Source organism: Corynebacterium sp. HMSC074C05 (genome assembly GCF_001838325.1).
Taxonomy (GTDB): Bacteria; Actinomycetota; Actinomycetes; order Mycobacteriales; family Mycobacteriaceae; genus Corynebacterium; species Corynebacterium amycolatum.
This window is the reverse complement of the sequence record NZ_KV836283.1, coordinates 1-25,690: the sequence shown is the minus strand read 5'-3', so window position 1 is coordinate 25,690 and position 25,690 is coordinate 1. Positions and strand designations below refer to the sequence as shown.

General features: G+C 58.0%; 24 protein-coding genes and 1 riboswitch. Of the genes, 11 read left to right on the top strand and 13 right to left on the bottom strand.

All coding sequences use genetic code 11. The features are described 5' to 3' along the window. Positions 1 to 119: 119 nt before the first annotated feature. A complete protein-coding gene (locus HMPREF3042_RS02190; RefSeq protein WP_049156218.1) occupies positions 120 to 650 on the top strand; it encodes a tyrosine-type recombinase/integrase in 531 nt (176 codons plus the stop codon). Positions 651 to 1,225: 575 nt separating this feature from the next. Here HMPREF3042_RS02190 and HMPREF3042_RS02185 read toward each other — a convergent pair. The 3 genes from HMPREF3042_RS02185 to HMPREF3042_RS02175 all read right to left on the bottom strand — a co-directional run bounded on the left by HMPREF3042_RS02185 (position 1,226) and on the right by HMPREF3042_RS02175 (position 4,761). After that, positions 1,226 to 2,560 carry a sodium/glutamate symporter gene (locus HMPREF3042_RS02185; protein WP_070855946.1) on the bottom strand — a complete coding sequence of 445 codons (1,335 nt, stop codon included), beginning with the start codon at positions 2,558 to 2,560 and terminating at the stop codon, positions 1,226 to 1,228. A 231-nt stretch (positions 2,561 to 2,791) separates the two neighbouring features. Continuing rightward, on the bottom strand, positions 2,792 to 3,802 hold the full coding sequence (locus HMPREF3042_RS02180; protein ID WP_070549410.1) for a trypsin-like serine protease: 1,011 nt from the start codon (positions 3,800 to 3,802) through the stop codon (positions 2,792 to 2,794). Between the two features lie 2 nt (positions 3,803 to 3,804). Then, positions 3,805 to 4,761, bottom strand: coding sequence for a DUF418 domain-containing protein (locus HMPREF3042_RS02175; protein ID WP_070855945.1), 957 nt, complete (start codon positions 4,759 to 4,761; stop codon positions 3,805 to 3,807). A gap of 211 nt (positions 4,762 to 4,972) precedes the next feature. On the opposite strand from HMPREF3042_RS02175, the gene HMPREF3042_RS02170 reads away from it, so the two are divergent. Beyond that, entirely contained in the window at positions 4,973 to 5,479 is a 507-nt protein-coding gene (locus tag HMPREF3042_RS02170; RefSeq protein ID WP_049172180.1) for a hypothetical protein, read from the top strand. Here the strand turns inward: HMPREF3042_RS02170 and HMPREF3042_RS02165 are convergent. Together HMPREF3042_RS02165 and arsB are read right to left on the bottom strand one after the other, a co-directional pair. Beyond that, the gene (locus tag HMPREF3042_RS02165; protein ID WP_070855944.1) at positions 5,476 to 5,904 is read right to left on the bottom strand and encodes an arsenate-mycothiol transferase ArsC; all 429 of its coding nucleotides are present in this window, start codon (positions 5,902 to 5,904) and stop codon (positions 5,476 to 5,478) included. The two genes, HMPREF3042_RS02170 and HMPREF3042_RS02165, sit on opposite strands and share 4 nt — an antisense overlap. Before the next feature lie 15 nt (positions 5,905 to 5,919). Further along, positions 5,920 to 6,987 (bottom strand): ACR3 family arsenite efflux transporter, encoded by a 1,068-nt coding sequence (arsB, locus tag HMPREF3042_RS02160; protein WP_070855943.1) that lies wholly within the window; start codon positions 6,985 to 6,987, stop codon positions 5,920 to 5,922. Between the two features lie 71 nt (positions 6,988 to 7,058). Between arsB and HMPREF3042_RS02155 the strand changes: the two genes are divergently transcribed. After that, a complete protein-coding gene (locus HMPREF3042_RS02155) occupies positions 7,059 to 7,397 on the top strand; it encodes an ArsR/SmtB family transcription factor (RefSeq protein ID WP_016423238.1) in 339 nt (112 codons plus the stop codon). Between the two features lie 42 nt (positions 7,398 to 7,439). Here HMPREF3042_RS02155 and hisN read toward each other — a convergent pair whose 3' ends face one another. Continuing rightward, positions 7,440 to 8,240 carry a histidinol-phosphatase gene (gene hisN, locus HMPREF3042_RS02150; RefSeq protein WP_070855942.1) on the bottom strand — a complete coding sequence of 267 codons (801 nt, stop codon included), beginning with the start codon at positions 8,238 to 8,240 and terminating at the stop codon, positions 7,440 to 7,442. Positions 8,241 to 8,250: 10 nt separating this feature from the next. Continuing rightward, positions 8,251 to 9,135, bottom strand: a complete 885-nt coding sequence (locus HMPREF3042_RS02145; RefSeq protein WP_070855941.1) for an inositol monophosphatase family protein — start codon at positions 9,133 to 9,135, stop codon at positions 8,251 to 8,253. Positions 9,136 to 9,182: 47 nt separating this feature from the next. Here HMPREF3042_RS02145 and prfB point away from each other — a divergent pair, with 47 nt between their 5' ends. Continuing rightward, on the top strand, positions 9,183 to 10,295 hold the full coding sequence (prfB, locus tag HMPREF3042_RS02140; RefSeq protein WP_038626269.1) for a peptide chain release factor 2: 1,113 nt from the start codon (positions 9,183 to 9,185) through the stop codon (positions 10,293 to 10,295). Positions 10,296 to 10,297: 2 nt separating this feature from the next. Here the strand turns inward: prfB and HMPREF3042_RS02135 are convergent, their stop codons facing one another. Beyond that, on the bottom strand, positions 10,298 to 11,671 hold the full coding sequence (locus HMPREF3042_RS02135; RefSeq protein ID WP_246822288.1) for an HNH endonuclease signature motif containing protein: 1,374 nt from the start codon (positions 11,669 to 11,671) through the stop codon (positions 10,298 to 10,300). Between the two features lie 418 nt (positions 11,672 to 12,089). Here HMPREF3042_RS02135 and ftsE point away from each other — a divergent pair, with 418 nt between their 5' ends. The 4 genes from ftsE (at position 12,090) to HMPREF3042_RS02115 (ending at position 15,937) form a co-directional block, all read left to right on the top strand. Next, complete coding sequence (gene ftsE / locus HMPREF3042_RS02130; RefSeq protein WP_048759837.1) at positions 12,090 to 12,779, top strand: cell division ATP-binding protein FtsE; 690 nt, start codon at positions 12,090 to 12,092, stop codon at positions 12,777 to 12,779. 48 nt (positions 12,780 to 12,827) lie between these two features. Further along, on the top strand, positions 12,828 to 13,730 hold the full coding sequence (gene ftsX / locus HMPREF3042_RS02125) for a permease-like cell division protein FtsX (RefSeq protein ID WP_070545962.1): 903 nt from the start codon (positions 12,828 to 12,830) through the stop codon (positions 13,728 to 13,730). An 83-nt stretch (positions 13,731 to 13,813) separates the two neighbouring features. Continuing rightward, positions 13,814 to 14,719, top strand: a complete 906-nt coding sequence (gene ppk2 / locus HMPREF3042_RS02120) for a polyphosphate kinase 2 (RefSeq protein WP_070855939.1) — start codon at positions 13,814 to 13,816, stop codon at positions 14,717 to 14,719. A 90-nt stretch (positions 14,720 to 14,809) separates the two neighbouring features. Continuing rightward, positions 14,810 to 15,937, top strand: a complete 1,128-nt coding sequence (locus tag HMPREF3042_RS02115; RefSeq protein WP_070855938.1) for an enoyl-CoA hydratase/isomerase family protein — start codon at positions 14,810 to 14,812, stop codon at positions 15,935 to 15,937. Here HMPREF3042_RS02115 and HMPREF3042_RS02110 read toward each other — a convergent pair. Next, positions 15,934 to 16,890, bottom strand: a complete 957-nt coding sequence (locus tag HMPREF3042_RS02110; RefSeq protein ID WP_049181359.1) for a MinD/ParA family ATP-binding protein — start codon at positions 16,888 to 16,890, stop codon at positions 15,934 to 15,936. The two genes, HMPREF3042_RS02115 and HMPREF3042_RS02110, sit on opposite strands and share 4 nt — an antisense overlap. A gap of 51 nt (positions 16,891 to 16,941) precedes the next feature. Beyond that, positions 16,942 to 17,736 carry a YwiC-like family protein gene (locus tag HMPREF3042_RS02105; RefSeq protein ID WP_070855937.1) on the bottom strand — a complete coding sequence of 265 codons (795 nt, stop codon included), beginning with the start codon at positions 17,734 to 17,736 and terminating at the stop codon, positions 16,942 to 16,944. Positions 17,737 to 17,832: 96 nt separating this feature from the next. Further along, positions 17,833 to 18,002: riboswitch (FMN riboswitch) on the top strand. 10 nt (positions 18,003 to 18,012) lie between these two features. Here HMPREF3042_RS02105 and pnuC point away from each other — a divergent pair. Both pnuC and HMPREF3042_RS02095 read left to right on the top strand, forming a co-directional pair. After that, positions 18,013 to 18,732: a nicotinamide riboside transporter PnuC gene (pnuC, locus tag HMPREF3042_RS02100; protein ID WP_070855936.1), complete on the top strand. Its 720-nt coding sequence runs from the start codon at positions 18,013 to 18,015 to the stop codon at positions 18,730 to 18,732. A gap of 10 nt (positions 18,733 to 18,742) precedes the next feature. Continuing rightward, a complete protein-coding gene (locus HMPREF3042_RS02095) occupies positions 18,743 to 19,402 on the top strand; it encodes a hypothetical protein (protein ID WP_070855935.1) in 660 nt (219 codons plus the stop codon). Here HMPREF3042_RS02095 and HMPREF3042_RS02090 read toward each other — a convergent pair. From HMPREF3042_RS02090 to HMPREF3042_RS02080, 3 genes are all read right to left on the bottom strand, one after another. Further along, positions 19,399 to 21,099: an FUSC family protein gene (locus HMPREF3042_RS02090; RefSeq protein ID WP_070855934.1), complete on the bottom strand. Its 1,701-nt coding sequence runs from the start codon at positions 21,097 to 21,099 to the stop codon at positions 19,399 to 19,401. The genes HMPREF3042_RS02095 and HMPREF3042_RS02090 overlap by 4 nt on opposite strands. A 66-nt stretch (positions 21,100 to 21,165) precedes the next feature. Next, complete coding sequence (locus HMPREF3042_RS02085; RefSeq protein ID WP_070855933.1) at positions 21,166 to 22,812, bottom strand: peptide chain release factor 3; 1,647 nt, start codon at positions 22,810 to 22,812, stop codon at positions 21,166 to 21,168. Between the two features lie 108 nt (positions 22,813 to 22,920). Continuing rightward, positions 22,921 to 23,814, bottom strand: a complete 894-nt coding sequence (locus tag HMPREF3042_RS02080; protein ID WP_070855932.1) for a Cof-type HAD-IIB family hydrolase — start codon at positions 23,812 to 23,814, stop codon at positions 22,921 to 22,923. Between the two features lie 183 nt (positions 23,815 to 23,997). Here HMPREF3042_RS02080 and HMPREF3042_RS02075 point away from each other — a divergent pair, with 183 nt between their 5' ends. Then, complete coding sequence (locus HMPREF3042_RS02075; RefSeq protein ID WP_038626244.1) at positions 23,998 to 25,449, top strand: glyceraldehyde-3-phosphate dehydrogenase; 1,452 nt, start codon at positions 23,998 to 24,000, stop codon at positions 25,447 to 25,449. Positions 25,450 to 25,690: the final 241 nt, after the last annotated feature.

The following is a 25,690-nucleotide window of genomic DNA, read 5'->3' as shown; positions in this document are numbered from 1 at the left end:
TCACGCTTCTCCGGTGTCGGCCCCCTGAATCTGCTGCGCAGATTCAGGCGTACTCGCCACCGTCAAAGACGGCCCTCACAAACAGGCGGCGAGCAAGCTCCATCGCAAAACATGGCAACGTGGTTGCGCTGGCACTACTACAAGCGGGGACGGGACTTCGCATCTCAGAGGCGCTGGCGGCGACGAGACAATCTGTAAAAGTCGCTAATGGGCAAATCGCGATCAGCATTACATCTGATCAATCCAAAACGCACAGAGGCCGTTCTATCCCGTTCCTGGACAAGCGTGTCGAAAAGTTTTGGTTAAACCGGCTCGACGGACTAGGAACGACCGACCCACTGATCCCTTCGCCAGGAGACAAGCAGGCGCACTGGCGCACCGACAACGCCGTGAAAGCGTCAGCGGCTCTGTTTAAAGATGTCGGCGCGCAGGTCCAGGACGACCACATCGCTTTAATGAGATCCCATGACTGGCGCACGGTGCTCAATAACCGGGCCATCGCGCGAGGGGTGCCCGCCCAGGTGCGTGCAGCCTACTTCGGGCATGACGTCGACGTGAACGCGCGCAACTACACGGATTGGACTGATGTCGACGCTATGCGGGGAGCCTTGAATCTCGGTGAAGAAAGTGGGACTCAAAACGGGACTTAAGAGTCGGTAATCCGCGGTAAGGCGCAGTAAGGCCCAGTATGCTTATACCTCTCTAATCAGCAGGTAAAAGGGTAATAACTGCAGGTGGCTCGAACTTGAGGGTGAGAACCCAGAGGTCGTTGGTTCGAATCCAGCCCCCGCCACTAAGAAGAGACCCCTACCGGTGCAAACGCTGGTAGGGGTTTTCTTTATTTGGGGGTCAAATCACCGTTTGGGGGTTAAGCCGTTAGGTAGTCGTTGGGTCTGACGAACTCGCGCACTTCACAACCGGGCATTGAAGGACGGTCATCAGAAATGCAGCGTGAGGCGCTGCTCGATTAGTCGGGCTGAAGGTACTTAGCTTGAGGGGATTGCTGGGTTGATTCTGGTCGACTTGCCTCAGCTCATGTACGCGCTGCTAGCTTTCGGTTTCACATATCGATGAGTTATTCACTTATGGATACGCTGGAGCGCATCGATGGGTGAATCATGCATCGATAAGTGAGCGCAATACTGGCAAAACGGTGGGAAGACAGCTGCCAGACAGGCCCGGACAGCCCACGCTGGGCTCGCAAATGTGGGCGGTGTGGGAACTTCTACAAAGCCCTGGCTTTCGATTTCTTTAACCAGATCATCGGCGGAATCAACAGAGCCAGGCCACCGATAAGTGCGACCCCACCGAATAGCCACACCAGTCCGGCGATGATGGCGATGGGGGCGAGGATGGCCGCCGCGATTTCGAATGGTGCGAAGCCCACGTAGGCCATGCCGAACTCCTCGAGAGTGCCGGATTTCTGCTCCGGGTCCACAATCTTCAGGACGGCGATACCCGTGGCTACGGAAGCGGTTGCCCAGCCCCAGCTGAATACGGCGCGCTCGAACCAACCATGTTCGAAGACTCGTGGTGCGACGTAGAAGAACACCACCAGGCAGAAGGCCAGACCCACGACGAACAGAATAATCAGCGGGACGATGTAGGTGGCCACTACTGCCGGCACAATCGACGCGATGCCCACTGCAACCAGGAAGTCCGTCGACGCGCCGGAGACCGAACCCATCAACTTCGTATCCAGGTAGTGCGGTGCCTTAATCAGGTGCAGTACTCCAACACCCGCCAGGCCGACGAGGAAGGCCATCGCGAACAGCGGGAAGCTCAAGGCCGGGAAAGCGTCATTGACCAAGTTAGTCAGGATATTCGCCAGGAAGAGCGTCCCCGCCAGTGCCGCGACATGCAGCGCAATCGGCTCAATTGAGGACGGGCTCGTGGTCGCACGTCCCACGCTTGGACGCTGGCCGGGAAGAGAGATAATGCCGGTACGCATGTCCTCCGGCAGTTTATCCAAGGCGGGCAACTCGTTGGTGTGCCCCTTCTTTGAACCCCAGCGGGCAAAGATAACGCCACCGACAATTGCGGAAAACATGCCCACCGCGGCGGCTGTAAAGCCCAAACTCGTGGCCTCAGTCCCGGCCGAGTCCAGTGCGCCACCAACTGCTGCTGCCACACCGAAACCGCCGACGAAGCCGACGGGCAGCATGATGCCGAACCAGTCCGGAGTATTGAACAGCGGGGCGAAAAGAATCACGCCAAGCAGTGCGAAGAAGCCCCACTGTGCCAGGTACATGCCCACGGAATAGGACCACATTGTTCGCGCGCGCTGGCGAACCTTGGCATCGAAGTCCATTGTGAACGGCAGGGCACCGAAGACTGCGGCGATTAGAATCGTCGCATAGTCGCCGAAGTGCTCGCTGAACTGGATGATCCCCAAAGCGTTGGGGCCTAGTAGCAAGCCGAGTAGGCCTGCAGTAATCGGTGCAGGAATGAGGAGCTTCTGGAACCAGGGGATGAATCGCCGCATCAAATTACCGATGATGAGCAGCAACGAAATCCAACCGATATCCATCAAGACGTCGAAGGGCGTGTAACCATCCACGGGAATTGATTACTTTTCTCGTTGGTGGGGTTTCACCAATGAGCAATTATGTGAATCGCATCGTCAATTCATAGAAAAATTAGAATAAAACCATAGGAATGCCTCACGATTGTACGTCAGTTACCGAGAGATTTTGTGGCTTCAGTCACGTTTAAGTTCCTCGCATGCACGATAAAAGCCGCCTACCCAGTACTTTCCGGGGAGGCGGCTTGTGGTTGTGGTTAGACGGTTCTACTGTCGGCCATTCCTAACGCGCGACCAGGCTGCTGCGACAACCAGGCCAACGCACGCGATGGCGAGGTAACCCCACATGTGATCGGCGCTGGTCTGAATGGTCTTTGGCGGAGCAGGAGTGTTCTCCGCGGTCAGCACGCTTTCTGTGTCTCGGCCAGAGGTGATGTCATCGATCCAGTCAGCCGTGCCAGCGAGGGTGGTGATAGCTGCGCTGGGGGAGGGGAGGTCAGGGTCGCCATTGGAGGTTCCGGCAGTAGCCAGGCCCGCGAGCTTACCGTCGACGAAGAACGGGCCGCCGGAGTCACCGCCCTGCATACCCGCGCCAGAGACGGAATGTGCGTCGAGGATGGCGCTTTGAATCATTGGCATCATGGCGGCGTCGGCTGGGATGCTTTCCGTTCCTGCGGGGATCGACTCGGTTTTGGAGTCATCTGGCTTTACTGCATCCGGCATGGCACCGCCCGGAACAGCCTCACCAGGAGCGGCCCCATCTGGAGCAGCCTCACCTGGAGTTCCATCAGCCGGTCCTCCGCCTAGCAACTCATTGACGACCATCTTGGTCATCGGAAGCTGCCCGGATCGTGCCATGGACGAACTGCTACTCCAGCCATAGAGAGTTCCCGTCTGTCCAGGTGTTGGGATATCGCGGGAAACATTCGCGGGTGTTGCGTCAGTGACCTTTTGGGTCAGGTGGAGCAACCCCGCATCAGACATTGGAGACAGCGCCCAAGAATCGGCATCGTAGACCTTCCCGCCGATGCGGGCCTGGGTCCCTTCGTTGTTCACAGACTCCAGGCAGTGGCGTGCAGTGAGCACCCACTGGTCGGCAACCAGCGTCCCGGTACAGTCACCGAAATTGCCGATTTTGCCAATCTTCAGCGCGGCCACAGAACTGCTTTCAGCATTCGCAGGTGCGGGTTCGCCGTTTTCCAATGCAAGAGCTGGGGCTGCAGATAGAAGCAGGGTGCTGCTAACAATTGCTGCGATGGAAAAAGATGTTTTCTTCACGGTTATTTCCCTTTCCCAGAAGGAACAATGGCCTTGATTGCGGTGGCAACGAGTTTTTCGGCAGGGCCCTGTCCGACACATTTCTTCCAGAGGCTAGCAATGACGAGGAAGAATACGATGAAACCGGCTGCGGACAACGTGGAATGCAATACAACATTCTGCTGCCAATAAAACGCGGTGAGAACGTGCAGGATGTAGATAGTCAGTGACATTGTTCCCATAGCCGCGAATGGGTAAACCACAGCTGGGAAACGATCGCCTACGAACAGGCACAAGTGCAACACAATAGCGGCAACAGCGACGGAGAGGATGATTTCTCCGAAGACGCCAGTGTGTCCGGTAAAGCGGAGCCAGCCAGCAATCTCGGGATCAAATCGGAAGTACATGCCGACGGCAGTGATGACAACGCTGACAGCGGTAACAATCCAGCTCAACCGAGTATTAGTGCTGGTCTCAGAGGTGGAAGTGCTTTGCAGGCGACCGCGCAAGTAGACGTCGTAAAGCAGCATGCCGCCGATGAAATATGCAATCCACGCGAGTAGCGGATAGATCTGTGGCAGCGTCATAGGCGCGTACTTGATTGTGGCGGCGATGGTTGCGGCGATGAAGAAGCCGACTCGCCACCAGGTTCCGAGCGCTGGCATCCAGGAAACCAGCATCATTACCAGGCCCATGATGACGAGGACCACCTGAATTTCTCCACCGACCGGCAATAGTGCCAGGCCGATGAGAATGATCAGGGCACCGCGGGTGATTAGACGCAAGAAGGTAGTGCTGCTGTAATTACGGCCGATGATCATCATTGTGGCGCCGGCGATGATGGCGAACAGTGATGAGGGTAGGCCAGAGAGCACAACCTTTGTGCTCCAAAGTAGTGAGGCCATATGGACAATAATCATGCCGATGATGGCGAGTGAGCGCGCTATATCAAGCCCCACGATTCGGGTAGGTTTATTCACCCCAGATTTCTCCTTTACTACAACGTATAGGGAGGTGCTCTTTGGTAAAAAGCACTCTCTACAAATGGCGTATTGAAAACGACTTTCTAGTTGTAGCAGCCGAATCTGACAATACATTAAGTGAGCATGTGTAAAACACAGTGTTTCGTTTGTGTTTTTACTGGGAAACTAGCGTGTTCAAAAAGCCCAGGGGCACGCGTAACCTAGTGGCATGAGATCAATGCTGACGAGTTTCACCTGGGCTGAGGTGCCAGGAGTCTTCCTCGCGTACCTGTTGATTATTGCCATCCCCACCGCTCTCGCTTGGATGGGTGCCGCGTGGCTGGCCAAAAAGTCCGGTGAGCGTATCGCGTTTGGGCACACGATTTTCGTCTTTGTCGCAGCATTCCTAATCTGCTTTTGTACGCTCGCGTGGACGCTCGAGGGCGAATACGACTACTCGCCATGGCAGGTTTTCTGCAGTGGCTTCGCGATGGTCATCCTTACTGCCTCTGCCATGATGCGCGTGCCCGCCCCAACTCTGAACCTTCTGCCCACGTGGTGGGCAGCGGTCGCCGGCTATGCCCTGTGCTGGAGCATCATCGCCGGCACTGACGACACCACCGGGCTTTGGGGAGTCGGTCTGATATTCCTGCTCCTCGGCCTCATCGCAGGCGTCGGCGCAGTCGTGTGGCTTACGCTGGCGATAAGGAGGCTTTTGTTGGATTCTGCCGCTTAGGGATTCTTAGTGGGACGGAGTCCGACAGCTAACTCGTCGATACGGCGCTCGAGGTCATCGCGAATCAGGTCCATGCGTTCTTCTCCGTCGATACCTCGTTTTGAAGGCTCGTCAGTAAGCCAGCGCTCGAGTGAGCCTTGAGCGTCCGAGGGGAGCTCTACATGAGCGGCATCGCCGATGATGACAACACGATCTGCAGTCCGGAGAATCGTGGGGTCAATGGGCTTTGGTGATGCACCGTCCATAGAGGCGCCGATTTCTGCAACTGATTTAGCTGCAAGCGCATTGGTAGTAGTTTTGGGGTTCGTTCCTGCTGAAAGGGCGGTGAACTGCGTGGCATATTTTGCACGCGCAATGGCCTCGGCCATCTGGGATTTACCGGCATTTGCCACGCAGATGAAAAGTACCTTCGGGATTTCCTTCATTTCAGAATCCTTTTTCTATAGTTTTTCCGGTACGGAAAGGTCATTGGGGAAAAGGCGCGGCCCGAGCCAGCGGGTGACGTAGACAAGTGCAACGAGTACGGGTACTTCAATAAGTGGTCCAATCGTTCCCGCAAGTGCTTGCTGGGACAATGGGCCGAAGGTGCCAATCGCAACCGCAATTGCCAACTCGAAGTTATTTCCGGCGGCCGTAAAGGCAATCGATGCGGAGGTTGCGTAGTTCATGCCCGCGGCCTTGGCCGAAGTGAGAGCGATCGCGAACATGGCGAGGAAGTAGATCACTAGTGGTAGCGCCACTTTCGCAACGGTCCAGGGATTCTCAAGAATCTGCTGTGACTGAAGTGCAAAGAGCAACACGATTGTGTATAGAAGGCCGGCAAGCGCCAATGGTGAGATTTTGGGCAAGTACTCATTTTCATACCAGTCGCGACCACGGGTGCGTTCACCAATTATGCGTGATGCCGCGCCGGCCAGAAGCGGAATACCGAGGAATACCACTACGGATAGTGCGATTGCCCAAAAAGAAAAGGTAGCGGAAGTGGTTTCCAGTCCCAACCAGGAGGGCAGAATCTGCAGGTAGAACCACCCTAGAGCGCCGAACATGAGAATTTGAAATAGCGAGTTTACGGCCACCAATACGGCAGCGACTTCAGTATCGCCGCAAGATAGGTCGTTCCAGACCAAAACCATTGCAATGCAGCGGGCGAGACCGACGATAATCACGCCAGTGCGCAGTTCTGGACTATCACTGAGGAATACCCAGGCAAGGGTGAACATCAGTGCGGGGCCGAGAATCCAATTGAGGAAGACTGTGATGCCCATCAGCTTCCTGGATGTCAAAATTTTGCCCGTTTTGTCGTATCGAACCTTTGCGAGCGGTGGGTACATCATGACCAGCAAGCCGATGGCGATTGGTACGGAAATTGTCGCAATTTTTGCCTCTGCCAGCCAGTTCACAAGTGACGGTGCAATTTTGCCCAGAATGAGGCCAATTGCCATTGCAGCTGCAATCCATAGCGGCAAGAAGCGATCTAGGAAGCTGAGTGACTTTGTAGTCTGTGTCATAGTTTCCTGTGTAATCAATATATCGATGATTGTCAATATATTTAGAGAGGGGCCGTGTAGCCTCAACAGGTATGGACGAAATCTCAGAATGCTGTGCACTTGGCGGTCGGCCTCTCGACGCGGCGGAAGCGCAGGCTGCGGCAACTCTCTTCAAAGCGCTGGCGCAACCGGCGCGCCTGCAAATTTTGTCTCAGCTCGCTGCCGCTGGCTGTAGTCCGATGACCGTGGGGGAGCTGGCCGCTGTTTCTGGGCTTAGTCAGCCGACGGTGTCACATCATTTAAAGACCATGGCGGATGCCGGGCTGCTAACTAGGTCTAAGAGTGGACGGGTAGTAACCCATGAGGTACGCCCGGAGGTATTTGCTGAGCTGCGACGTATCCTGGATATCGGTCACGCGGACGGGAGATAGTGAGCCGCTCGCCGCAAATTGCGATAGGTCGGAAAAGTCTGTTTACCCGTTCAGGCGCTTGACGACGGCGTCGTGAAGCAGCCCATTCGTCGCAACGGCGTCCCCGCCGTGCGGCCCGTCGACTCCCGCTAGGGAAGTGAAGCGGCCGCCAGCCTCCTCCACCAGGATCGCGAGCGCTGCCAGGTCCCACAGGGAAACCTCCGGCTCTGCTGCGACATCGACCGCACCCTCCGCTACCAGGCAGTAGGAGAAGAAGTCGCCATAGCCGCGCAGGCGCCAGGCGTCATCGGTGAGACCGATGAAGTTGTCGCGCAAATCGCGCTCGGCCCAACCTGTGAGCGAAGAGTTGGAAATTGAGCAGTCCGCGATGTTCGCCACCTTCGAGACCTCAATGCGGCGCTCAGCGGCGTCCCAGCCGCCGACCTGCACGCGCTTGAATGCGCCGTCGCCCTTGGACGCCCACCAGCGACGTCCCAGCGCAGGTGCGGAGACCACGCCGACAACGGGCTTACCGTCCTCCAACAGGGCAATCAAGGTGGCCCAGACCGGGACATTGCGCACGAAGTTCTTAGTGCCGTCGATGGGGTCGATGACCCACTGACGGCCCTCAAACACAGCTTCGCCACCGAATTCTTCGCCGAGAACCTCATCGCTCGGGCGCTTGTCCGACAGAATCTCGCGGAGCAGCTTTTCGCACGCGATATCGGCATCGGAGACCGGTGTGAGGTCGGGCTTGGACTCGACGACTAGATTGGCCGCCTCAAAGCGGGACATTGTGAGGTCATCGGCTGCGTCGGCAAGCGAGAGTGCGAGGGCGAGATCTTCGGAGTAAGAGGTGGTCATGGCCGAAATTCTAGCGCAGAACCTCACGTAACTCTGCGACCTGGCCACTTGAGCCCGCGAGCTTCCAGCGCCCCACCGACGTGCCTTCGCCGCCTGCGCCCGTAATAAGCGCATATCCAGGCAGCCAGTCCCAGGCCGCGACGTCGCGCTGGAACCATACGCCGATGCGGCTGTCGGCCACGCCGGCCATATCCACCGACGCTGAGCCCAGCATGCGCCAGGTAGCGCTGCGGGACACTGCATCCAGCCAGGACTTTGTGGCTGTGACCTCGGATTCCTCGCTCGAGTTCACCACCGTGGTGTGGAGGTAGGTCGCTGCGCAGACTTCCGAAAGCGGGTGGTCAGTGACCCGGAGATCGTCAACAGTGCCGTCAATGTTGATACGAGTGGTCGGGAGACTGGGGCCACCAATCCAGCTTTCGCCCGTGGCCGGACGGTGCACCGCGCCGAGGATGACCTCGTCCGGATTGTTCGCATCTCCCATAACCAGCGCCAATGCGCTGCACCAGTAGTCCGAACCAGTGGTGAAGTTGTAGGTGCCATCGACAGGGTCAATCACCCACGTGCGACCAGACTGGGACTCCTTCGCCGACCCTTCCTCGCCAAGGATGCCGTCCTCCGGGCGGAGCGCGGCCAAAGCCTCGACGACGAACTTCTCCGCTGCGCGGTCGGCCGCGGTGACGACGTCGGAAATCGATGTCTTGTACTCCGTGACCAGGCCTTCGTCGCGCATGCGAGCAGCAATGGCAGCGGCACGCTTCACGATGGCAACCGCAACACTGGTATCCGATGCCACAATCGACTCGGACACTTGGGTGAGAAAGAGTTCTAGGTCCTGGCTGGAATCTTGGTGCAGGTCCTGGCTGGAATCTTGGCTGGCGGTGGATTCAGACATACGTCCTATTGTGCACCGAAACAGGCGGTATAGCTAAGGTAGTACCCGTGAACCCGGATCTGAATGCTGACCTCAAAGAACTCGACGCGACGCTGACCACCATTGAGAAGGTGGTCGATGTCGACGAGCTTTCCGACCGGATCAGGGAGTTGGAAGCCCAGGCCGCCGACCCGTCGCTGTGGGATGACCCCGACCACGCGCAGCAGGTCACCAGTGCACTGTCGCAGGCGCAGGCGAAGAAGAAAAAGATCGACTCGCTGCGCGGGCGCCTCGACGATCTCTCCGTGATGTATGAACTCGCGGAAGAGGAGGGCGACCCCGACGCCGTCGAGATGGCCGATGCCGAACGCGCTGAGCTGCGTGCCGACATCGAATCCCTCGAGGTCACGACGATGCTTTCGGGGCCTTACGACGAGCGCGAGGCGGTCATCAACATCCGCTCCGGTGCCGGTGGTGTGGATGCCGCTGACTGGGCTGAGATGCTCATGCGCATGTACCTGCGCTGGGCCGACAAGCACGGGCATAAGGTCGAGGTTTACGACACGTCCTACGCTGAAGAGGCCGGTATTAAGTCCGCTACTTTCGTCGTCCATGGCGAGTACATGTACGGCACCCTCTCGGTCGAACAGGGCGCGCACCGGCTGGTTCGTATTAGTCCTTTCGACAACCAGGGACGCCGTCAAACTTCCTTCGCTGAGGTCGAGGTGCTGCCGGTTGTGGAGGAAACGGATCACATCGACATCCCCGAGTCAGACTTGCGTATCGACGTCTACCGCTCCTCCGGCCCAGGTGGGCAGTCGGTGAACACCACGGACTCCGCGGTCCGGCTTACGCACGTCCCGACCGGCATCGTGGTGACTTGCCAGAACGAGAAGTCCCAGCACCAGAACAAGGCATCTGCCATGCGAGTTCTGCAGGCGAAGTTGCTGGAGAAGAAGCGCCAGGAAGAGCGCGCGGAGCTGGATGCTCTCGGCGCAGGCGGCAATGCCTCGTGGGGTAACCAGATGCGCTCCTATGTGCTGCACCCGTACCAGATGGTCAAGGATCTGCGTACCGAATACGAAGTCAACAACCCACAGTCGGTCCTCGACGGTGACCTAGACGGTTTCATCGAGGCCGGTATTCGCTGGCGCATGGCTCAGCAGTCCGAAGGCGAGTAGCGCTAGAAGGGCGGTTCGTCTTCGGGCGCTTCCGGTGCCTCGGGTGTTTCCGGTGTGGTGGGTTCGTCGGCTTCTCCGTTTCTCTCGTTTTTGTTCATTCCCAGTTCTTCGCGAGCCTGATTTGTCAGCTCCTGTGATTCGCGGAGGTGTTCCAACCTCTGCTCGTTGTATTCCTTGAGTGTCTGTGCTTTCTTTGTCTTGCGCAGGTCGAAAGAGTAGCGACCGTGGCCGGCGAGCGGTCCTGATTCTGTGCTGATAAGCGCAGCTTTTTCGGTGCTTTGATCAGTGACGGAGGTCCAGTACTCCACGCCGTCGATATCGCGCACGACATTCCAAAGACCGGCCGTTTTTAGATTGTGGTGACGGCGGCATAGGCAATGGAGGTTAGGCGTTTCGGTTTGGCCACCTTCTTCGGGATTCTCGTGGTTATACGGCTGAATGTGGTCGATGTCGCACTTCGTTGCATCGACATCGCATCCGGGAAAGCGGCAGGTGCCGTCTCTACCTTGGACGTAAGTACGCTGTCGCTCTGTTGGCGAGTACTTTTCCGTTTTCTCGTCCGCTAGTAGCCGGATGCTAGTGACTCGATCGAGCCAGGATTCAGTGGCGATTTTGTTGATCCACCCCAGACCGCCGATCCATGCCTCCTGCGGCTTGTCTTGAGTAAGTGGGCAGTACAGATTCAATGTGGCGGTGACCTGAGCAGTCCCGTGCAGAAGGTGTGAAAAAGCCTCGACGAAGTCGCAGTCCTGATCAGCGGTAATTTCTTCCAAGACTTTCTGAAACTCAATTGCCCGCTCAGGCATCAGTTCCATGGTGACTTCAGTGAGGTTGTTCTTTAACTCGAACTTTATAGATTCGCCAGCTTTTTGCTCGATGCCTTTTTGAAACGAAGTAATCGGCGGGTCGTACTCATTTTTAGGGCGCAATAGCGGGCTGACTTCATTAATAAATCGCTGAATATTCTGTTGAAGACTCCGAACTCCGCGAAGAACTTCACCATTGACTCTCGGCGTGATCAGTTCGAGGAGATGGTCTTCGAAATATTTCACAGTAGAGGAGTCATCCAAGGGGAGGATGGCTGTGGCAATGACCCGCATGTGGGGAAGCGGTAGCTGTGCGCGTTTGAGCAGAAGCTCTTTCAACCGCGGGAGCCGCTCTAGCTGCATCCCGATATCGATGTACTGGAGTGTTCTCCCGCGCGACATGCCAAGAGCTGGAGCGATTTTGGCGATGTAATCTTCGACATCTTTTGTTGAAGAAGACGGAACACAAGCAAGGGCAAGCTGCAGATCAGCTCGATTACGGTCAATTCCAAGACGTGCTGGTGCTGTTTGAGAAATCTCATGGTGAAAGCGTGGCGCTGTTGCTTCCATCGCCGCAGCGTAAGTGCGTTTCCGTGGTATATGTTCCCCGCTGGCCATTGTTGAATCCCCCTGAAAGATAAGGCCTGGACGTTGAAATGTTGAAATAAGGAAGAGATAGTGAAAATATTTTCGACTAACTCTGAGCGAATTTTCCGAGCTTTAAGCAGCTCGGCGACGTTATTTGGTGTTTTTAATCCTCGCGTTTAATCTTTCATCGCTCATTTTAATCGAACAGGTAAGCGAAGTAAAGGGTGATTTAAAGATTTTGGGGAAAATAGTTTCGAATACTGTCGTAGTGTGCACTTCCGTGTGGTCGCGCGCTCTGGGGGGGGCAACGCCACCCGGTCCCGCAGCCTCGCTACTCCAGCGCCCAATTCCACGCATTCCAGAGTGACTTGAGTGGCTTAAGTGATTAGAGTGTCTATCTATGATCACTTTCGACGGGGTTACCAAGTCCTATTCGACTTCTAGCCGACCAGCTCTAGACGACGTTTCAGTCCACATAGATAAAGGTGAGTTTGTCTTTCTCATTGGACCGTCGGGCTCTGGTAAGTCGACCTTCCTGCGCCTAATGGTGCGTGAAGAGAAAGTGGATTCAGGAAAACTGACGGTCGCAGGCCAGGATCTGACCAAGATTTCTCGCCGCAACATCCCGAAATTGCGCCAAAAGGTAGGGTACGTCTTCCAGGACTTCCGCCTGCTGCCAAAGAAGACCGTGTACGAAAATGTCGCGTTCGCATTGCAGGTAATTGGCAAGCCGAAGGCGAAAATCGACAAAGCTGTTCCGGAAACGCTTGAAATGGTCGGGCTCTCGGGCAAGGAAAATCGCTACCCGCACGAGTTGTCTGGTGGTGAACAGCAGCGCGTTGCCATTGCTCGAGCCTTCGTCAACCGCCCGCTCATCTTGCTTGCCGACGAGCCCACCGGCAACCTCGACCCAAGCACTTCCGGTGACATCATGCTCTTGCTTGACCGCATCAATCGCATGGGCACGACGGTTATCGTGTCGACTCACGACAACGATGCCGTGGACTCCATGCGTCGCCGCGTGTTGGAGCTGGAGCTGGGGCGTCTCGTGCGTGACGACGCCACGGGTGTTTACGGTCTGAACAATTAGCAGACAGTCCATCGGTAGAAGAACTCATTCGAAAGGTATTACTGACCTATGAAGACTCGCTTTGTCCTCGGTGAGGCTTTCTCCTCCTTGGGCCGAAACATCACGATGACCATCGCGATGATTATTACGACTGCGGTGTCGTTGGCGCTGCTTGCGACCGGCATCCTGGTTACTGAGCAGACCAGCCGCACGAAGGATCTCTATCTCGATCGCGTAGAAGTGCAGATCGAACTGAATGAACAAATCTCCGCCGAGGACCAAACTTGCTCCTCGCCGGAGTGTGCTGAGGTCGTCGGCAAGCTTGAAGAGACTGACGGCGTTGATTCGGTGACCTTCCGAAATCGTCAGCAAAACTTTGACCACTTCGTGGAGATGTTTAAGGATAGCGACCCCGTGCTCGTAGAAAATGCGACGCCGGAGTCGCTGCCGGCTGTCGTGATGGTGCGTCTGAGCGACCCGACCGATGTCAGCCCGCTCGATCCGATTCGGGAGCTGCCACAGGTCGACCACGTTACTGACCAGCATGAAGAGATCGGTACTGCAGCTCAGAACCTGGACTCGGTGCGAAATGCGACCTTCCTGCTGGCGGCGGTGCAGGCCGTTGCCGCTGTGTTCCTGATTGCGAACATGGTCCAGATTGCGGCGTTCTCGCGTCGTAAGGAAGTTGAGATTATGCGCATGGTCGGTGCCAGCCGCTGGTTCACACAGGCGCCGTTCGTCCTCGAGGCTGTGATTGCGTCGCTGATTGGTGGTCTGCTGGCTATTGGTGCGCTGTTCCTGGGTAAGGCGACGGTCATCGATCCGGCGCTGAGTAACCTGTACAAGGCACAGCTTCTGGCGCCGCTGACCAACGGCGATATTGGTGTGGTGGCGCCAATCGTGGTCATTATCGGCATGGTCTTCGCGGGGCTTGTTGCACAGGTCACGCTGCGTCTTTACTCGCGTGACTAGGGCTCCAATTAGGTTTGCGATTAGACCCCTCGGTTAAACCCGGTGAATAGGGTCAGGGCAGGGTGCCAGGTAAGCTGAGGACTATGAATAATGACGACGTCCAGCGCCCACCGAAGCTCGACAAGAAGGCTTATGAGGCCGAGCTCAAAAAGCTCCAGGCAGAGCTCGTCGAAATGCAGCAGTGGGTGGTAGAAACCGGTGCCCGAATTGTCATCGTGATGGAGGGTCGTGACGCCGCCGGCAAGGGGTCGGCCATTAAGCGCATCACGCAGTACCTGAATCCCCGTACCTGTCGCATTGAGGCTCTGCCGGCTCCGACGAGCCGTGAGCAGGGTCAGTGGTACTTCCAGCGTTATGTCGAAAAGCTGCCGACTGCCGGCGAAATCGTGATTTTCGACCGCTCCTGGTACAACCGCGCCGGCGTTGAGCGCGTCATGGGCTTCTGTACCTCGCAGGAGTACCGTCGCTTCCTGCACCAGGCTCCAATCTTCGAGCGTCTGCTGGTTGAAGACGGCATTATCCTGCGCAAATACTGGTTCTCCGTGTCGGACGAGGAGCAGGTTGCTCGCTTCAAGTCCCGTCGTGAAGATCCGCTGCGCCGCTGGAAGCTCTCGCCGATGGACCTGGAGTCCATCACTCGCTGGGAGGACTACTCCCGCGCTAAGGATGAGATGTTCATCCACACTGATATCCCGTCCGCACCGTGGTTCACGGTTGAGTCCGAGGACAAGAAGCGCTCGCGTATCAATGTCATCAACCACCTGCTGACCACCATTCCGTACGAGCACATTCAGCGGGATGTTCCGGAAATTCCGGAGCGTCCGGAGTCTGAGGGGAGCTACGAGCGTCCGCCGCGTACTGAATTCCGCTATGTGCCGGACGTTGCCGCGAAGCTCGAAGCTGACCGTGTGAAGGGTGCAGGCAAGTCCGATAAGAAGGGCAAGAAGCACAAGAAGGACAAGAAGGGCAAGAAGAGCAAGAAGAAGTAGCTTCTTTGTTTAGGCAGTTCTCGCCGCGGTCAGTCGTTCCATCAAGCCAGAGCCTTTCCATAGATAGTTATCTGTGTCACACTGGGTGACATGACTGCTACTGATAACGGTTCTGGCACTGCACGCACCGAGGTCAATGAGCCAAAGGTGCTGCGAGAAGTCCACGGGCGATCTGGTCACCTTCGGTTGAACAGGCCGAAGGCACTTAATTCGCTCGATTTAGATATGGTCACCGAGGTCGTCGAGGGGCTCCGCGCATGGCGTGACGACGACTCGGTGGATCACATTGTTGTTTCATCCGGTCACCCCAAGGCGTTTTGTGCCGGTGGTGACGTGCGCGCAGTTCGGCAGGCTGTGCTCGATGGTGTTCCGGAGCAGGGGGAGAAGTTCTTCCGGGACGAGTACGAGATGAACGCGATGATTGCGGAATTTGCGCAGTCCAAACCATATATCGCGATTATTGATGGCATCGCTATGGGTGGTGGCCTGGGAGTTTCCATGCACGGCTCCCACCGAATCGTGACTGAGCGAGCCAGCGCCTCCATGCCAGAAATGGCAATCGGCTTTGTTCCCGATGTGGGCATTACCTATTTTTCGCAGCATGTGAACACTCAGTTGGGCGGACCCTCGCCCGCGATTGCTCGGTTTGCAGGACTGACCGGTTACCGCCTAACTGCGGCGGACATGCTGTGGGCTGGATGGGCAACGCATGCGGTGCCATCCGCGCAACTGGACGAGTTCGTCGCGGCACTGGACCGAGACGGAATTGATTCGGCGCTTGCGGAGTATGCGCTCGATGTGGACTCGGCTGAGGCTCGTGAGCTGCTCGGTGAGCCGCAGCTGGCCGAGTGGAGCGATTGCATCGAGGCCTGCTTCGGCGCTGATAGCTGGTTGGAGATTGAGCGTGCTCTCAACGAAGCCGCTGAGGCTGGCTCCTGTGCGTCGTCAACAGTGGAGACCTTCCGCGATCTGCTGGCACCCGCCAACCCGGAGAGTCTCGTGGCGGCAGTGGAGCTCTATGCAGCGAACGCGGGTCCGGAGGTTACGCTGCAGGAGGCTCTGAACCGGGAGATGAAGCTCGGCGCTTACATGCGTCAGCACCCCAATTTTGTCGAAGGCGTGCGGGCGGTTTTGGTGGACAAGGACCGCGACGCCACCTTCAAGCCCGCCTCCGTTCAGGAGGTCGATGTCGAGGGGATTCGTCAGCACCTGAGCTAAACAAAACTGTGACGGCCCGTAGTCGGCGCAAAATCATCGGCAATCATGGCCGCCAATTCGAGATAGCTCTGGGTAGTGGCGGGCTGGAGATTGTCCAGCTCGATATTCGCGCCATTCGCAATGTGCGGGTCATAGGGGATGACCTGCACTGCGCGGCAGCGCTGGGCAAATAGTTCGTGCACGGTCTCTGTGGACAGCCCCTGTTTATTTAGCTCGTTGACCACCACGACAGTGGTAGAAACCAGCCGTTCGAAGCCGTGCGCTGAAAGCCAATCCAACGTCGTCCAGGCGCTTTTCACGCCGTCCAGTGCGGGCGTGGTGACCAGCACCAGGCAATTGGCCGCAGAAAGAATCGAAGCGGCGATGGGCTGCGTCAGGCCAGTGCCGCAATCAGTCAGGCTCACATTGTAATGACGCCGAAGGATGTCGAGGGCTGCGCAGTATTCACCGTCGGAAAGCGCGATCGTCGATGTCGGGTTTTGGTCGCTGCCGACAACCTCCAGGCGCGATGGAGTGTGAGATGTGTACGCGCGGACCTGCGCATATTTGTCCGTATCCGGGGCTCGGAGCAGATCGCGAATTGATGCGGGATTGGCCGCGGTGACGCGTGCGCCGAGGGTGCCAAAGTCCGGATTCGCGTCGATTGCGACGATTCGGTCACTGCGCAGGCTTGCAAGCGTGGCGCCCAGGCACATGGTTGTCGACGTCTTGCCGACGCCACCTTTCACGCTGACAACAGCGATGTTGTAGTCACCGTAGATAGGCTGTCGTACCCGCTCTATCAGCTCGCGTTGTTTGCGTGCCGACGATGATTCCCGCGGCGAAATTGCGCCCCAGGTAGCCTTATGAACCCAGCTGCGCCAGCCCGACTGTGGTGCCTGCCGCGAGTTCAGGCTAACCGCCAAGTCTGAGACGGAAACTGCGTGAGTGACTGCGTGTTTGGTGGAAGTCATAGACTTCGTCCCCTCCCCAAAATTCCCCAAAGTTTATCCCCGCCGTTGTTTTTACCATGCGGCCAGGACCACGGCGAGCCCAAAGACAGCATCGAGAATTCCGACCTGTTTGGGTGTCCACGGCTTAGCGCGGCGAGCACCGGAGATTGGCATGGCAAAAGACCTGATGAGAAGCCCAATGGTGACAATGGGCACACCGATGCTGATGAGATCTCGGTCGCGGAGCAGGATCCACCCGATGATGGCCGCAGCGGTAATGAGGGCGTGGTACGTGACCGAGCCAATGAGCCACTGTCGGCTGCCGCGTTTGCGAATCATTGTTTTTACATAGGGCACGGTGCCGACGAAATATCCAGCGTAGATAGCCGCAATTGCCCAGGCTTTCGGGGTTGGCCCGGCGATAATGGGCACCATGAGGCTGGCGGCTAGAACAGTGGAGACACCAGAGAGAAGTGAGCGCGGTCGGCGCTGGTAGGTCTCCCAAATAGCGATAGCGGCAAGAGGGGCGATGAGGGCGACCCAGGTGAGAAGGGAAACGTCGGCAAGCAGAGTGATGCAGCCAGCGACGGCGGTGAGCGCGGTGTATGTGGCGGCGGGTGCCAGATGGCGGCGTTGGCGACGAGAGCGGAGCCAGACGCTGACGGCGAAAAATGCGAAGTAGCCGAGCAGCCACGTCGCGGTTACGGCAAGGCCTGTCCATGTGGGGTTGAGCGCGAGTGCAGTCAGCGGGGGAATGGTGACCATGAACCAAGCGCCGTGCTGGTCCGGAACCCAGCCAGCGGAGCGCTTGTGGTGGGAGCAGCGGGCGGGGCGGGAAGGACGTGGCTGGCGGGGCTTTTGGCTCATACTACGCATTATAGATTCGTAAATATGTCGGGACTGTATTAGATCCTCATTGAATAAAATGCACATGCGCACAAGGCGACAGTGCTAACGTTGAACTCGCATTCTCAGGGCGAGGTGAAATTCCTCACCGGTGGTGAAGCTGCGGCTGACGCAGACAAGTCCACGAGCGCCCTACCTGTGGCCAGAAGGGTCATCAGGTAGGGGACAAGCAGATTTCGGTTGGAATCCGAAACCGACGGTCATAGTCCGGATGAAAGAGAAGGAGTTGAATAATTCGTGGAATACGTGTCGGATTTTTTGGTGGGTTTCCTCACTGCACAGCTCAGTGTGGCGGGAGCACCAATCTTAATTCGAGAAATTGTTGGTAACCTCTTTGGCCTCGCGTGTGCCTTCCTAGGTATGAAACGCAAGGTATGGGCCTGGCCGGTCGGCATTATCGGAAATGCCTTGCTGTTTACCGTCTTCCTCGGCGGAGTTTTCCACACGCCGCAAAATCTTGATCTCTATGGCCAGGCTGGGCGTCAGGTCATGTTTATCGTCGTCAGTCTCTACGGGTGGTTCAGCTGGGTCAAGAGCCGCAATCAGAGCGGTGATGAAGTCGCAATTGAGCCGCGGTGGGCGACGGCAACGGAACGCATTGGGATGATTGCCGTGGCTATCTTCGCCACAGTGATCTGTGCCAATGTCTTTGAGATGCTGGGTTCGTGGGGGCCACGGGCCGATGCCTGGATTTTCGTCGGTTCGATGCTAGCGACCTGGGGCATGGCCCGCGGCTGGAACGAATTCTGGCTGATCTGGATTGCCGTTGACGCCGTGGGAGTGCCGTTGCTGCTCAAGGGTGGCTACTACCCGTCGGCAGCGCTGTACCTCTTCTACGGATGCTTCGTTATTTGGGGCTTTGTCTCCTGGGTTCGACTCGAGCACCAGCACGACAATAACCAGCAGAAGAGCTCCGAGACCGACCAAATACCGGCTTTGGCGGCAGCCGAGCGGTAGAATAGTCCAGGTGAGCTTCCGACCAGATAACTCCCGTACCAACCGCGCCCATCAAGCCGAAGAGCGTGCCCGCAGTCTCGTGCAGGACGTCCTCGACCGCGAGGAGCGGGTACGCAACAATCTGGCCAGCGTTGATGTCGACCCGTGGACGATGCGTTTCGTCGTCGATGAGTCGATTTCTGAGGGCGCAATCATCACCTGGCGCAATGAGGCCACTCGTGCCCGCCGCATCATGCGCCGCTACGACATTCAACGGGGCTACCGCGAGAAGTTGCGCGAAGTTGAAAAGCGCATCGATGCCATGTTGCACCTCGCGGAGTCGCTGGAGGAGTCGTGGGACGCCGCGGCACACGCTTCAAAGAGGCTTTCCGACGCGGAGGCCCGCGATGTCGCCGCCTTTGAGCGTGAGCGCGAGCGGCAAAATGACGCGGCAGAGACTAAGCGTCAGCGCGAGGAGAAGGTCCGCAAGTTCCGTCGGAAAGCGGAAAACATTGCTACCGACGCGTGGGACGCGGGCCGTGACGCGCTGGAGAAGCTGCCGCCACTGTCGTCTTCGTTGAAGGACATCGCGGCCAAGTTCCGTTCGCGGGGCTCGGAGGAGCAACCGCGCGAGGTACGCCGGGCAACCGCCCGCGACCTACGCAAGGAGCCTCCGCTGCCGGAGGACTAACGCTCCTCGGACTTAGCTGCCTGAACCACTTCGGCGAGCTTGGAGATCTCTTCGTGAGAAGGCCTAATATCTGGATGCGTACGGCAGTAGTCCAACAGCAAGTAACCGGCCGTGCGAATGCGACGATGGCCGTCCCAGTGCGGAGCGGCGATTTTGGGGTCGTTGGTGGCCAAAGACGAGATGGCCTGGCGCTCGCTGAGCAGCTCGTACTGGAGGTCGCGACGAATATCGAGTGCCTGATTCGGAGTGCCGGTTAGCAGCGCGCCGAGAAGAGCACCCATCTGTCGATAGCAGCGCGGAATATGACGCAGGTAGTGCTTCTCAATGCTCTCGGTCGGCCAGAAGTGCAGGACAGCGAGAGCCAGCGCGCAGGCGATACCGACTTCCAAAACACGATCGGTCACAATCGGTGCGAGCTCGCCAGCGACATTTCCGCCCAGCAGCAGCGCCAGCGGAGTGGTGACGATCGTCGTCAGCGCATAGTTCTTCACCACGAGAATCTCCGCGCCGAATTGGCAGGCTGCAAGCGCGATAAGTAGCGTCCAGCTGTCCAGGCCAAAGGAAAAGAGCAGCGCATAGAGGAAAATGCCGATAATCGAGCCCACCATGCGGTGAATCCCTCGAATCGAACCGGCGGTGCGGTCGGGGCCCCACTGTAGAGTCATCAATGCGCTGACCACCGCCCAGTCAGGCCGGTCAAGACCGACGAGCACGCTGATGAGACCAGCTAAGCCGCCAGTAATAGCCACCTTTGCCGCAGTCATTGACGCATGGGAATAGCGATCGAAAGAGCGGAAGATTCGGTAACTCACGCTTGGTCGTGCGAGTGGAATGGTTGTCTGTGTCTCGTCGAAGAGGTTAGGCGTGTCCACGATGTCCACAGCGCTGCCGTGCACGCCCAAGCGGCCGCGGATAGCAATCAGTCGTTGATGAGCAGCAATGACACGGTTGACCAGTTCCGTATGGGAGGGCTTGACGATTTTGCTGCCACGGATGATGCCTGCGTCGGCAAGCGATTCCCATGCGTCGGTGAGCGCAGTTTGCGCCTGGTGATGAACGGCGAACGATGTCGAGTCTGACTTTTCCATCGCCTCGATGGCTGATTCAAGGGATTGGACGGCCGCCATCTCGGGGCCGTGCGGATTCCACAACCGCGGTGCCATGCCGATGACTATCGCCGAAAGCACACCAACGGTAGCCCACATGGCGGTTTCAACCGGGTTGAAGCCAAGGCGAGCGACCATTGTGGTACCGCCTGAGACCATCACAATGAAGAATGAACCTGGTGGTGGCAGGCGCAGTGCGTTTTGGATAAAGGCCCCGACTGTAGCCAACGCCGTGGTAAAAAGTGCGATGAGCAGCAGCCATAGATTACTGCCGCCGGAAGCGATCTCACTGTGGACCACTGAGCCAACAAAACTGCCGGACATAACGCCGGCGACCAGGCATAGTCCGGCGATGGCCATCACGCGCAGGCGACTGCGGTAGGGGTGGCCTTCGCCATAGATGACCACGCAACCACCAGCGGCGATAAGGAGCATCTCCGAACCATGGCCGGTGAGAAGTGCCACGGCACCCGGCAGGAATAGCGCGAGTGCTGCGCGGAGGGCACCGGGCCATCTCTGCGCACGGGAGTGGAAGGCAGTAAAAAGTTGCCATGCACTTGGTTGTGGAGGAAGCTCAACCGTTTGGCTCAATGTTGGTGAAATCTCCTTATCTATATTGGGTTGTTATTGGGTTGTCGCTGTAGGTGGCCGAAAACTTTAGTCAGCGACCAGCGTCTCGAGCGTGAACTCCGGGTGCTCCTTCTCAATGAAGGACAGCTTCCACTTGTCGCCGAAGAGGGCGATGAGGGCGCCGTCGGAACGGGTGAAGATCTCCACACCGCGTTGCTTTGCCAGCTCCGGCGCGGTCTCTTCGTCCGTGCGGCGGGCGACGGAGTAGGGGATGGGATCTGCGATGGTCTCGACGTTGTACTCGTTTTCCATGCGCGCCATCATGACCTCGAACTGCATCGGTCCGACCGCCGCCATCACCGGGGCGGCATCGCCGCGGGCATCGTTGCGCAGAATCTGCACCACGCCCTCGGCATCGAGCTGGTCGACAGCCTTGCGGAACTGCTTGTACTTGCCCAGGCTCTTGGCGCGCAGGGTGCGGAAGTGCTCCGGCGCGAACTGAGGCATGGGCTTGAATTGAACCTTGCGACCTTCATAAATCGTGTCGCCCGGAGCCAGTGAACCCGCATTGACCAGGCCGACAATATCGCCCGGGTAGGCCGTCTCCACGGTCGAACGCGTCCGACCGAAGACTGTCAGGGCGTACTTTGTAGAAAAACTGCGTCCCGACTGCGCATGCGTGACCTGCATGCCGCGGTCAAACTCACCAGAGACAACGCGCATGAATGCCAGCTTGTCGCGGTGGTGCGTATCCATACCCGCCTGCACCTTGAACACGACGCCCGAAAAATCATCCGTCGGTTCGCGCTTTTCGACGATAGCTCCCTGGCCCCCAGCCGCAGCAGCGGCAACGGCAGCCGGGTCGGACTCGCGGGCGCCAGGTGCCGGAGCCAGTTCGCAGAGAGTGTCCAGGATCTGGTGGACACCCCAATTCAGCATGGCCGAGGCGAAAATCACCGGAGAGGTGTCGCCAGCGAGGTACATCTCCTGGTCGTGGTCAGCGCTATCGGCGGAGAGAAGCTCGGACTCCTCGGCTGCCGTCTCCCAGGCATCGCCCTGTTCCGCGGCGGCCTCCTCTGGGGTGAGGTGCCGCTCGGCAGCAATGGTGGCACCACCGGCAGTGCGCTCGAAGCCGATGAACTGCTTGGCCTCACCGTCCTCGCCACGCTCCAGTAGACCGCGGAAGTCACCCGCCTCGCCGACTGGCCAGTACAGCGGTGTCGGCTGCAGGCCAATCTCCGCAACAATCTCATCCATCAATTCCAGGGGAGCTTTACCCGGGCGGTCCCACTTGTTGATGACGGTGACGATGGGAATTCCGTTGGACTTACAAACCCGGAACAGCTTCAACGTCTGAGGCTCGAGACCCTTGGCGCCGTCGACAAGCATGACTGCGGCGTCGACAGCGGTGAGCACGCGGTAGGTGTCCTCGGAGAAGTCGGCGTGACCAGGTGTATCGACGAGATTAATCATGTATGGTTCGCCGTCGTGCCCCTCTGGCTGGTACTCGAACTGCAGCGCGGAGGAGGCGATGGAGATGCCGCGATCCTTCTCCATGTCCATCCAGTCCGATACGGTCGACTTGCGGCCGGCTTTGCCGTGGACAGCACCGGCTTCGTTAATGACATGAGCATGCAGCGCCAGCGCCTCGGTGAGCGTGGACTTACCGGCATCCGGGTGTGCGATGACGGCAAATGTGCGGCGGCGTGCTGCTTCTTCGGCGAGAGTGGTCACAGGGAGACTACGCTTTCCTTAAAAAGAAAATCGGAATAAGGGAATCGGGTTCAACCTTTCTAACTTACCGCTCCAGTGGGGTAAGGGGTCAATTACGTTGGGGCGGCGTTAGAGGTTGAACAGTTCGCGCAGCGTCGTGATGACGCCTTCCTCCGCGTTCGATGGTGCGATGTCGGTGGCGCGGCGTTTGATTTCCGGGTGACCGTTGGACATGGCAAACGAGCGGCCTGCGTGGTCGATGAGCTCCAAGTCATTCAGATAGTCGACAAAGCAGACGGTTTCGGCGGGAGAGACACCGATGGCCTGTTGCAGGGCGGCGAGTGCGGTGCCCTTGTTGGTGCTGGCATCGATGAGATCCACCCAGTGCTGGCCGGAGACGACCGCGCGCAAGTGCTTGCTCTGGGAGCGCAGGTAATCGGCGGATTCGTCTTCGACGGAGTATGGATCAAAAGCCGCGATCTTGACGATGCCATCCTCGGCAGCAGCGGCGATGACATCGTCGACTTTCTGCAGCTTCAAGTAGTACTTGGCGGCCTCGTTGAATTGCAGCTGCTGAACTTCCTCCGGAATATTGAAATGCGGCGGGAAAAACTCCACGTATGCGCTGGCAGCGCCGCAGATGATAACCGATAGAGGAGTGCGCCCCGCTGCCACGCGGTTGTCGTTGAACTGGCGGATCGCGTGTACCAACTGGGTGACGATGTCGTGGTCGATACTGGTAACCGAGACCACCTCGCCCGCATCCGCGACATAGTTGCCGTTTTCTGCAATGATTGGGATGCGGTGTGCAATGGGGGCGAACTGGTCGGCCAGAGTGGCGTACTGGCGGCCCGATGCGGGAGCGAAGTGGACACCGCGGTCGAGCAGTTCGGTGACTACCGGCCAAAAGGAATCCGGGATTTCCTTGTCTTCATTTAATAGAGTCCCGTCCATATCCGTGACTACAAGGCGGTATGGCGGCTGGGCGGGAGATTGCTGCTGGATATCCAGGGGTTCCGTCATGGCTTTAATTCTAACGGGTAAGTAGGGTTCACTTTTCTTCCTCAGGTCGCCTCCCAGCGCCTCCCCCGATTGGGTGAAAGCTGGGCCACAATACGGGGTACCCAGTTGAGGGCGATAGCCGGTGAACGGCGTGTGCGGGGTATTTTGAGGGGGAACTCATATTCATTTAAGCCAGGAGGATTTATGTCGGATTCGGCCCCCATTAAGCGCAATGACTGGAATGAGCGCATCAGCCTTGCAGAGCAGATGATCCCCCTCCTGGGACAGCTGCGACGCAACAACGATGTCGTGACTTCAATCTTCGGCCGCCGACTGGAAAACGTCACCGAGACCGGCATCATTAAGTCGCACCGCTACGCCCGTCGCATTACCTCGCAGGAGCTGCCTCTGAGCCAGACTCTGCCGATTCTGCAGGAACTGGTGAAGATGGATCTCGGCACCGCCTCCATCGACCTGGGCGCCCTGGCTACCAGCTTCGAAGAGGAAGGCGGCGACCTGCGCGCATTCCTCGAGCGGGAGCTTGCCGAGGTTATCGGTGCCGGGACTCACACCCCGAAGACCGACATTGTCCTCTACGGTTTCGGACGCATCGGTCGTCTGCTGGCCCGCATTCTGCTTGCTCGTGAGGCACTGTTCAACGGCCCGCGCCTGCGCGCGATTGTGGTTCGCCAGAATGGTGAGGACGACATCGTCAAGCGTGCTTCGCTGCTGCGCCGTGACTCCGTCCACGGTGCATTCGACGGCACCATCTCGGTTGACCGCGAAAACAACATTATTTGGGCAAACGGCACCCCGATCCAGGTCATTTACTCCAATGATCCGGCTACTGTTGACTACACCGCCTACGACATCAACGATGCGATTGTCATTGACAACACCGGTCGTTGGCGTGACCGTGAGGGACTGTCGCAGCACCTTCAGTCCAAGGGGGTTTCCAAGGTTCTGCTCACCGCGCCGGGCAAGGGCGATGTAAAGAACATCGTCTACGGAATTAACCACAGCATCATCGAGGACTCTGACAACATTTTGTCGGCAGCCTCCTGTACTACCAACGGCATCACCCCGGTGCTGAAGGTTGTCAATGACAAGTGGGGCGTCGAGTTCGGTCACGTCGAGACGGTTCACTCCTTCACCAATGACCAGAACCTGATTGACAACTTCCACAAGGGTTCCCGCCGTGGTCGCGCAGCCACCCTGAACATGGTTCTCACTGAGACTGGTGCCGCAAAGGCCGTCGCCAAGGCTCTGCCGGAGTTCGAGGGCAAGCTGACCGGTAACGCCATCCGCGTTCCCACCCCGGACGTTTCCATGGCGGTGCTGAACCTGACTCTGGACACTGAGGTCGACCGCGACGAGGTTAACAACTACCTGCGCGAAGTTTCCCTGAAGTCCGTCCTGCGCCAGCAGATTGATTACATCCACTCACCAGAAGTGGTCTCCACCGACTTCGTTGGTTCCACCCACGCAGGCATCGTTGATGGCTTGGCCACCATCGCCAATGGTAAGCACCTGGTGCTCTACGTCTGGTACGACAACGAGTTCGGTTACTCCAACCAGGTCGTTCGCATCGCTGAGGAGATTGCTGGTGCTCGCCCGCGCGTCTACCCGAAGCGCAAGCACATCGACGAGCTGTAAGTCGGCGGTCCTGGGCTTGAGCTGTTGAGCCCTCGAACGCCCTCTTCCCCCTCCTAAACCACGGGGGTTGAGGCGATGGGGAGGGCAGGGGAGGGGGACGGAGCTTTCGGTGCGGGAGGCCGCTATCGCCTACCGCTGGTGGACGTGGTTCTGCGCGGCTTCGGCGCGGATGCATGGGCCGGGGCGGTAGGGGATAGATGACGTTGCAGTGGCTCCGGGCAAGCCACATCACCGCGGCATT